The organism is Lactobacillus sp. XV13L (assembly GCF_059900875.1).
This window is the reverse complement of the sequence record NZ_JBWXGD010000003.1, coordinates 118,669-127,784: the sequence shown is the minus strand read 5'-3', so window position 1 is coordinate 127,784 and position 9,116 is coordinate 118,669. Positions and strand designations below refer to the sequence as shown.

General features: G+C 50.1%; 11 protein-coding genes. 2 read left to right on the top strand and 9 right to left on the bottom strand.

Annotation, left to right across the window (positions count from 1 at the left end):
- Positions 1–121 precede the first annotated feature (121 nt).
- From AC2JF6_RS03375 to AC2JF6_RS03360, 4 genes are all read right to left on the bottom strand, one after another.
- The gene (locus AC2JF6_RS03375) at positions 122–1,141 is read right to left on the bottom strand and encodes an SLAP domain-containing protein (protein ID WP_500729358.1); all 1,020 of its coding nucleotides are present in this window, start codon (positions 1,139–1,141) and stop codon (positions 122–124) included.
- A 161-nt stretch (positions 1,142–1,302) separates the two neighbouring features.
- On the bottom strand, positions 1,303–1,779 hold the full coding sequence (gene tsaE / locus AC2JF6_RS03370) for a tRNA (adenosine(37)-N6)-threonylcarbamoyltransferase complex ATPase subunit type 1 TsaE (RefSeq protein ID WP_500729357.1): 477 nt from the start codon (positions 1,777–1,779) through the stop codon (positions 1,303–1,305).
- A complete protein-coding gene (gene pta, locus AC2JF6_RS03365; protein ID WP_500729356.1) occupies positions 1,776–2,765 on the bottom strand; it encodes a phosphate acetyltransferase in 990 nt (329 codons plus the stop codon). The genes tsaE and pta overlap by 4 nt, the downstream gene beginning before the upstream one ends.
- A gap of 11 nt (positions 2,766–2,776) precedes the next feature.
- Positions 2,777–3,472, bottom strand: coding sequence for a uracil-DNA glycosylase (locus AC2JF6_RS03360; RefSeq protein WP_500729355.1), 696 nt, complete (start codon positions 3,470–3,472; stop codon positions 2,777–2,779).
- Positions 3,473–3,632: 160 nt separating this feature from the next.
- Between AC2JF6_RS03360 and AC2JF6_RS03355 the strand changes: the two genes are divergently transcribed.
- A complete protein-coding gene (locus AC2JF6_RS03355) occupies positions 3,633–4,508 on the top strand; it encodes a Cof-type HAD-IIB family hydrolase (protein WP_500729354.1) in 876 nt (291 codons plus the stop codon).
- 12 nt (positions 4,509–4,520) lie between these two features.
- Positions 4,521–5,039, top strand: coding sequence for an LURP-one-related/scramblase family protein (locus AC2JF6_RS03350; RefSeq protein WP_500729353.1), 519 nt, complete (start codon positions 4,521–4,523; stop codon positions 5,037–5,039).
- 219 nt (positions 5,040–5,258) lie between these two features.
- On the opposite strand, the gene AC2JF6_RS03345 is transcribed toward AC2JF6_RS03350, so the two are convergent.
- The 5 genes from AC2JF6_RS03345 to AC2JF6_RS03325 all read right to left on the bottom strand — a co-directional run bounded on the left by AC2JF6_RS03345 (position 5,259) and on the right by AC2JF6_RS03325 (position 9,079).
- Positions 5,259–5,513 (bottom strand): hypothetical protein, encoded by a 255-nt coding sequence (locus tag AC2JF6_RS03345; protein WP_500729352.1) that lies wholly within the window; start codon positions 5,511–5,513, stop codon positions 5,259–5,261.
- Between the two features lie 75 nt (positions 5,514–5,588).
- Positions 5,589–6,203 carry a hypothetical protein gene (locus AC2JF6_RS03340; protein WP_500729351.1) on the bottom strand — a complete coding sequence of 205 codons (615 nt, stop codon included), beginning with the start codon at positions 6,201–6,203 and terminating at the stop codon, positions 5,589–5,591.
- 126 nt (positions 6,204–6,329) lie between these two features.
- Complete coding sequence (locus AC2JF6_RS03335) at positions 6,330–6,983, bottom strand: hypothetical protein (RefSeq protein ID WP_500729350.1); 654 nt, start codon at positions 6,981–6,983, stop codon at positions 6,330–6,332.
- A gap of 103 nt (positions 6,984–7,086) precedes the next feature.
- Positions 7,087–7,842, bottom strand: coding sequence for a triose-phosphate isomerase (gene tpiA / locus AC2JF6_RS03330; RefSeq protein ID WP_500729349.1), 756 nt, complete (start codon positions 7,840–7,842; stop codon positions 7,087–7,089).
- A gap of 25 nt (positions 7,843–7,867) precedes the next feature.
- Entirely contained in the window at positions 7,868–9,079 is a 1,212-nt protein-coding gene (locus tag AC2JF6_RS03325; protein WP_500729348.1) for a phosphoglycerate kinase, read from the bottom strand.
- Positions 9,080–9,116: the final 37 nt, after the last annotated feature.

Sequence of the window (9,116 nt, the reverse complement as noted above, 5' to 3'; positions counted from 1 at the left end):
TTTGCCTGCTTTAGTTTATTAAGTCAAAGGATCTAGTTTTTTCCCAGACTCTTTTTTGGTTAAATTATTTAGCGGGTTCTAGCAGTTTAGGCCCGACATGTTCGCTATGCAAACCATGCAGCTACTTTTTTACATCTTGTTCCGCATTAACCGGCTTTAGCTGCGGGCCATAAACATACTTCGTGTTCGCCGCCTTGATAAATATGGCTACCTTATTTACCCCGTATTGGTAATCATCCAATTGATAGAACAATTCCACACGTTGGTCATCGCCAGCCCACATGTAAAGCGCCTTGTACACCTGAAGAACCTCACCCTTTTTATCCTGAGGTGCATAATCCGCCCGCTTGTTAGGATTGTTGCCAAGGATGATTTCATTAGGCAGAACGTGGCGAATAAATTTTTCACCCTTTTCAGTATACATATAGGAGTCTTGCGTCACCAGCACCTGCATAAAGTTGCTGTACGGCAGCAAGATTTGCCTAAACGTGTCGTTGTCCAAGCTAATGTATTCCTTATTGCTGCCCTTAATCAGAAAGTCGCTGCTGTCGCCATCACCATCCTCATAGTAGCCATACAGGGGATACTCGGAGGTTCTGCCGTTCAGCGTCACGGTTTGACCCTTGTTGATGGCCTTGCCGGTAGACTTGGGCTTGCCGTTAACGGCTCTTAATATTGGGTACTTTGCGTTTGCCCTGAAAGTTACCTCGTTGGTATACAGGTAGCAGCCATCAACCTTGCTGACGTTGGCCGCCTTAACGTAGCCGCCGTGACCAATGTTGTAGTATTCTTGGCCTCGAATGGTCCTGTAGGGCAGATAGAACCAGTTCCAGTCGTCATCCCTAAATGCGTAGCGCTTGGTTCGCGGATCCGTTATTGCCTTCACCTTGCCCCGATACTTAACCGTGCTGCCATACTTGAATAAGCCCCGACCGCCCCGGTAGGAGTACACCTTTTGGCCCCACTTGTTGTAGATGCGGGTTTTGTGGTTCAACTTTAACGTGCCCTGCTCAGAGTTCGGGCTTTGCTGGGTCGTTGCGGCCGCATGCACCGGGCTAATACTGGTTGCCGTGGCGCCCACGGACGCCACTACCAGCAGTCCCGCTGCCAAGTTAATGAGTAAGTTTTTTGTTTTTTTCATTGATATGCCTCAATAATCAAAAATAGTTAAAGAGTGAACTGCATCCCTCAAGTCAGACAGCTTTCGGGGCTCAGTTATATATACATGCCTTGATTTTAGTAGTTAATCAGTCCGCTGTCTATCCAAAGCGAGCGGCTAACTTGCCCTGTTCAGCGCAGGGGCTACTTCTTAAATAAACGCATCATATCATCTAGCCAGCGTTCGTTGCGCTTCCCCTGCGGATTAAGTTCAAGCACACGCTTGGTCGAATCCCAGCTGTCGTCAACCCGCCTGATCACAATCTCCAAGTAATCAGCGGGTAGTTCCGCCGCAATCACTTCAGGCCATTCAATCACGACCAGGCCGGGCTCATCCAGATAGCCGCGCAGGTCAATCGAAGACAGGTCATCATCACCAAGCCGGTAAAAATCCATGTGGAAGACCGGCAGGCGTCCCTCACGATACTCGCGCACAATCGTGAAGGTGGGACTCTTGACGGGTCGTTTGATTCCCAATGCCCGGCCGATGCCCTGGGTCAGCGTAGTCTTGCCGGCTCCCAGGTCGCCGTTAAGCAGAAGCAGGTCGTGCGGCTGGGCCGTCTCAGCAATCGCCCCGCCGATTTTTTTCATTTCTAAGGGGGAATTAACGTCTAACTTCATTGTGCTGCGTCCTCCGCAAGTGCCTGGGCGGCGGTCAGTATCGCCATGTTATAGATGTCAGTAGAACTGGCACCGCGCGAGAGGTCGTTGACGGGACGCGCCAGACCCTGCAAGATTGGCCCGATAGCGGTAAAGTTGCCCAGCCGCTGCGTAATCTTATAGGCAATGTTGCCCGACTGCAATTCCGGGAAAATGAAGACGTTCGCACGTCCCGCTACTTCCGACTCCGGCGCCTTGCTGGCGGCAACGGCCGGAACGAAGGCCGCATCAAACTGCAATTCGCCGTCGGCCTTAACCTCGGGGTGAGCCTGCTTGAATAATTTGGCAGCTTCCGTCACCTTATCGACCATCGCGCCCTGGGCCGAGCCCTTGGTGGAAAAACTCAGAAAGGCCACCCGCGGCTCAATGCCAATCATGCGGGCCGTCTGCACCGACTGGTAGGCAATTTCCGCAAGAGTTTGACTATCGGGTTCAAGGTTGATTGCACAATCGGCAAAAACGTACTTTTTACCGCCACGCTCCATGATAAAGCCGCCCGATACGCGCCGCATTCCTTCCTGAGCATGAATCAGCTGTAGTGCCGGGCGCACCGTGGCCGCAGTTGAATGGGCAGCGCCCGAGACCATGCCATCCGCCTGGCCCATTTTGACCATCATCGTGCCATAGTAATTGGGCTCACGCAAAATTGCCCGTACGTCCGCTTTTGCAATGTCTTTCCCCCGGGCCTGGATAAATGCCTGCACCATTTCGTCTGGTGGGCACTGCGTGTCTAAACCAACTGCCACGTCCCCCAGCCTAAGATTGTTCCGTTTGCCTATTGCCTTGATTTGCTGAGAATCGCCCAGCAACAACGGTTTGAGAATGCCCTCTTCTGCTAGTTTGGCGGCCGCTTCTAAAACCCTGACGTCGCCCCCCTCGGGAAAAACGATTCTAAGTTTTGAACCGGACTTCTTTACTTGCTCTTTTAATAACTCAAAAACGCTCATATTACTCCTAACTAAGCTAAATCTGTCTGATTGACATGCTCTGGCAGCTGCCAGTCAATCGGGATCTTGTTAAATTTTTTTAACGCGGCATTGCACTTGGAAAACGGCCGGGAACCAAAGAAGCCCCGATCGGCGGAAAAGGGGCTAGGATGAGGCGACTTGATCACAAAATTCCGCTCCTGGTCGATCAGGGGCATTTTGTTCTGGGCGTAACGTCCCCACAGAATAAAGACAACCTGGCCCCGCGCACTCAGCGCCTTAATAGCGCTATCCGTCACCCGTTCCCAGCCCTTGCCCTGATGACCGTTTGCATGGCCATACGGAACGGTCAAGACCGCGTTTAAAAGCAGCACGCCCTGGTCGGCCCACTTTTTTAAATAGCCGTGATTAACGGGAATGCAGCCCACATCGTCATACAGTTCCTTGTAGATGTTCTGCAAAGACGGCGGCAAGCTTATGCCCGGCATTACCGAAAAGCTCATGCCCGTGGCCTGCCCCGGATTGTGGTAGGGATCTTGCCCCAGGATTACTACCTTGGTTTTTGCAAAGGGCGTTAATTTAAAGGCCGTAAAAATATGATACATATCGGGAAAAATCTGCTTAGACGCATACTCATGCTTGAGAAACGCACGTAATTCCTGGTATTCGGGACTTTTAAAGACAGGGGCTAAAACTTCATCCCAGTCGTTGCCAATAAACTTTTTCATTATTCGAACTGCCTCGCTTTCAGTAGTTTTATGGTATCATGAAATTGATTACAGGTGAAAAGAAACTGCCAGATTTAAATGCTTTTTTGACGGGCAGTATGACCTAATTTTTACTAAAAACAAAACAATCGTACCTGAAGGGAAAGGAGCTATCTTATCCTTGATTAAATTAGTAGCATGCGATTTGGATGGAACGCTGTTCAACAGCGATATAACGGTATCGGCTGCCAACGTTGCGGCCATCCGGGCAGCCCAGAAAAGCGGGATTGAATTCCTGGTAGCAACGGGCCGGGCCCCCAGACAGTCGCGCGCAATAATCAGAAGCTGCGGTCTGAAAACCGGATTTATTAACATTAACGGTGCATTGGTCTATGATACAAATGACCAGTTGCAGGTCAAGCACGCGCTCGCAAGCAAAAAGGCGCGGGCAATAGCAGCGATTCTCAAGCGGCATCACATTTACTTTGAAATCGTGACGGAGGACCACATTTATTCGCATGACATCAGCCAGCGCGTAGTCAATCTGGCGCATTCCCTGGTGGCCCTTAACCCTGACGTTCCCTTTAAAAAAGCCGTGGCCACTTCTGCCGGCAGCAATGCCATGCTCAGCATGACCCCGGTCAAGGACTACGACGAGCTGCTGCGTGATCCGCAGCTTGAAATTATGAAGATGATTGCCTTTGATGCCCGTGGTCCTGAGGCCTTTTCCACGGCTAAAAAAGAGATTGCGGCACTCGGCGGGGTAGCCGTGACCGCGAGCGCAGCGGCCAACATTGAAATCAACGACGTCCATGCGCAAAAGGGACCGGCACTACTCGATTACGCCCGCCAAAAAGGCATTAAGAGGTCAGAAATCGCGGCAATTGGCGACAACTTAAACGACGCCAGCATGATCGAAGCAGCAGGCACTGGCGTAGCGATGGCCAATGCCGTGCCCGCGATTAAGGAACTTGCCCAAGTAGAAACCAAATCTAATAATGACGACGGCGTAGCCTATATTTTGCAAAAATTTATTGATATGAACAAAAACGAATGAGGAGGTGCTTAAATGCGCTATTTATTAGAACTAACGCAAGAACGAGAATACGGGCAGATTCCTGTGACTAATGAAAAGGGCAAGATGCAGTACATCATCCAGGGCAACTTGGACAACCCCAACCACACGCTTTACCTAAGGCAAGTGAACCAAAAAGAAATTGGGCGCCTTTATGCCGACGGCAATGGTGTGATTGCCTCATATACCATCGATGTGGTTAACCACTCCCTGGTCAAGGTCAAGCGCTTAAACAGCCCCGCCACTAACCTCTTTTACATCACGAGGTTGAACTATATCGTTACCGGCAGCATCAAAAAGGGCAGTTATAAATTTTTAGCCGGGTTCAAGAAGGTGGCCACGGTCAAGACCGACGTTAAAAAGGTCGGCGTCGTCCTCACTTGCGACATCGCGCGCCCGGAGGACGTGCCCTTTATATTGCTATGCACAACGCTCTTCACCCAGTGGCACACAACGCCCTTGCGCCTGCCGACCTTTCCGCCGATTGGCGGCAAGTACAGCGTCCAGCTCTAATTTTTTATTGAAAAGCAAAATACACCTGAATGGTGCCGCAAAGCATCGCTCAAGGTGTATTTTAGGTTGATAGGATAATGGATGAAAGATTATTAAGTTTTAAATATAATCGGCAGTTAGATTACACAACGTAAAAATATTCCGGTCTATTTTTCCAGTTCTTCTACCAGCAAATCGACAAGCAGCTTGTATCCCGCCGCCCCGAAGTGCAGGCCATCGTTAAGTTGCCCGCGGCACAGGTGCTCGGAGGTCGCCCTGGTTAATCATCGCCTGGTAAAGGTTGATGAACCGCAAATGATACTGCTTAGCCACCTTTTGCATTCTGGCGGTGTAAGTTGTGACCAACTCGTTAGTACGGTTGGTCTGCCGCGATTCGTCCACCGCCGGCGGTGAAACAAGGATGGCGTTCTGCGGGTAATACCGGCAAATTACGCTGGACGCAATGATGCTGTCACCGGTTAAGAGTAGTCTCATTACTATGCTCCTGACTCACAAAAATTCTCTCTACACAAAAAGCCGTAGCGAAATTGCTCGCTGCGACTTTATTATTTAACGCGGGTTAATCTTGCGGTAGGTCATGCCCTTGAAGTGCGTATTAGCGTACTTCTTAGCAAGATCGCGCGAGCGGAAGTACTGGTTGGTGACTTCGCCCGTATCAGTCAGCGCCTCGAAGAGAACCTGCTGCTTCTTGCCGTTTAGCTTTTCCATCTTTAAGGTATATGCAAAGCCCATTGCAGTTGATTTTTCATCTGCGGCACTCGCCACAATCCACTTATTGCCCCGCATCTTCTTCGTGGTTATGCGCATCATGTTCGTAAACACGTCACTGTTCTTTAGCTTCCAGGCACTAGACATCTGCCACGGGTACTTGTTGGTGCCCTTGACCTTGCCCACTTTGACCGCCTTGACGTGCTGGCCGGACCACGGGGTTTCCATACTCGACTTATGAATATTCAACGGGCTGGGCGTTATGTAGCTGGTGCTGTACCACTTGCCCCGCCACGACTTAGGAAGGGTGTACGCCTTGGCAAAGCTGTACTTGTTCTGCTTGCTTTTTTTGACCTTGGCAGCTTCAACCGACTGCGTGGCGTTAGCTGCAACACTGCCGGCTGATAGTGTTACGGCTGCAGCCGCAAGGAGCGTGATTATCTTTGCATGTTTCATAGTATGTTCTCCCGAATAAAATATTATAACTTCAATTATCAACTATTCACGGATTAAAGCAAGCATAAATTTATAAATAAATGAATAATTATATTATGCACAGGTATTGCCCTTGTCTTTTAATATTTATAAGCGCAACACGCCATCAAAACTAGCATAGTTCGGGTTGTAGGTCATGTCCTTGAACTGCTGGTGACCGTACTTGTCCGCGAGTGCCTTATTCCTGAAGAACTGGAGGATAACCTTGCCGGTCCCCTGGATTGCTTCAAAGAGCACCGGCTGCTTCTTGCCGTCTAAAACCTCCGTTTTCACAGTATAGGTAAAACCTACTTTGCGTGATTTTTCATCAATCGTACTCAGGACAATCCACTTCTGTCCGCGGACCCTTTCCGTCGAGCCGCGCATAAACTGGTTAACGTACTTGCCGTTCTGCTTGAACCAGTTGCCACCCATTTGCCACAGGTACTTCTTGTTGCCCTTCATCCTGCCCACCGTAGCAATCTTTACATTCTCATTGGTCCACGGCAGCACGAAGCTGGTCCGGTGAAAGTTGACTGGGTATAGCGGCAAAACACTCATGCTGTACCATTCACCGCGCCAGGACTTTGGAAAGACGAAGGACTTGAGCCATACTTGCTCATCTTGCTGCTGGTCGCGTGCACCTGGGTAGGTTGAACAGCTATAGCGCCGGCAGCGGTGGTCAACGTGGCAGCCAGCGCAAGCACCGTCAGTAATTTTCTTTTTTTCATAATTGCCTTCCCTTTTTAAGATATATTTCAATATATTATCAGTCTTTTGTATTGTAATAACAAGTTCTTTTATAGGAAAGACGCAAAAAAGCCCCTGCAGCTTGCAGGAGCTTATTCACTATAACAGTTAAAATTTAGTCTTGGTAGTTGACCAAAGCAAGATATGAATCAGGCTTCAGGCTGGCACCACCAACGAGACCGCCGTCAATATCAGGCTTAGCCATCAATTCCTTGACGTTGCCCGGATTGACTGAGCCGCCGTACTGGATGCGGACGTTGGCAGCAGTTTCCTCGTTGTACAGGTCCTTGACCGTGTCACGGATGGTCTTGCACATTTCCTGAGCCTGGTCAGAACTGGCCGTCTTGCCCGTGCCGATGGCCCAGATTGGCTCGTAGGCAATCACGGTCTTGGCAACCTGGTCGCTTGACAATCCTGCCAAAGCAGCCTTGATTTGACCAACAACCCACTCTTCCTGCTTGTTGGCTTCACGCGTTTCCAGCGATTCGCCGCAGCAGATAATTGGCGTCACGCCATTAGCAAAGAGCGCCTTGGCCTTTTTGTTAATGTCTTCATCCGTTTCATGGAAGTAGCCCCGGCGCTCGGAGTGCCCAATGATGCAGTAGTTGATGCCCATTTCCTTTAATACCTTAGGTGAGGTTTCTCCGGTGAAGGCACCCTCATCCTCGAAGTAGGCATTTTCTGCTCCAACCAGCAAGTCTGAACCAGCAGCAGCCTTCTTTAAGGCATCAAGGTCGACAGCTGGCGCACAGATTAATGATTCAACCTTGCTTGAACTTGGCAGCTTGTCCTTGACCGCAGCAACAAATTCACTTGTCTGCGCAGGGTTCATGTTCAGCTTCCAGTTTCCAGCAATAATAGGTGTACGCATAATGATTAACGTCCTTTCTTAGAACTTACTTATCTGAAATGCAGGCAATTCCTGGTAATTCCTTGCCTTCGAGGTATTGCAAGGAAGCACCGCCACCGGTTGAGATGTGGGTAATCCTCGGGGCAATGCCCAATTGCTTGGCCGCAGCAGTGGAGTCACCACCACCGATGATGGTGGTAGCATCAGTTAGATCAGCCAGTGCCTTGCCCACTTCCAGAGTACCCTCGGCAAAGTTGGACATTTCAAAAGCCCCCATCGGTCCGTTCCAAACAACCGTCTTGGCGTCCTTCAGGATTTCCTTGAACTTCTCGACGGTCTTAGGACCAATGTCCAGACCCATCATGTTTTCCGGAATATCATCACCAACTACCTTGCGGGCAGCATCGTTTGAAAATTCGGTTGCGGCTAGATTATCAACCGGAAGCACGATCTTCCCGTCAGCATCCTTGAGCAATTTTTTGGCCAAGTCAACCTTGTCGGGTTCAAACAATGATTTGCCAATCTCATGACCCTGAGCAGCTAAGAAGGTGTATGCCATGCCCCCGCCGATCAGGATATGGTCCGACTTAGGAATCAGGTTGGTGATAACGTCAATCTTGTCGGAAACCTTGGCGCCGCCCAGGATGGTAACAAAGGGGTGAACCGGGTTGGCAACGGCGTCGCCCAAGAACTTGATTTCCTTTTCCATCAGGTAGCCAGCCGCTGCGGGCTTATTCGCCTTCTTCATCGCCTCGGCAATGCCAACGTTAGAGGCGTGACTTCTGTGCGCGGTCCCGAAGGCATCGTTAACGTACATGTCGCCTAAACCTGCCCAGTATGCGCCCAAGGTTGGGTCGTTCTTGCTCTCGCGCTTGCCGAAGTCGTTGTCGATGTCCTGGAAACGGGTGTTTTCAAGGACGATAACGTCACCGTCTTGCATCTTATCAATCGCGTCTTCAACTTCCTGGCCCTCATTTTCAGGAACGAAAGTTACGGGCTTCTTGAGCAGTTCGCCCAGGCGCTTTGCAACCGGCGCAAGGGTCAATTCCTGCTTGTCGGCGTCGGACTTAACGCGGCCCAAGTGGCTGAGCAAGATTGCCTTGCCGCCGTTTTCAATAATGTACTTGATGGTTGGCAGTGCTGCAACGATTCTGTTGTCGTCGCCAATCACGCCTTCCTTGATCGGCACGTTGAAGTCGACCCGCACCAGAACTTTTTTACCCTTGACGTCAAGGTCTGAAACAATTAATTTAGCCATCTATATCCTCCGATAACTCAATTATTTTCTCTTCAGA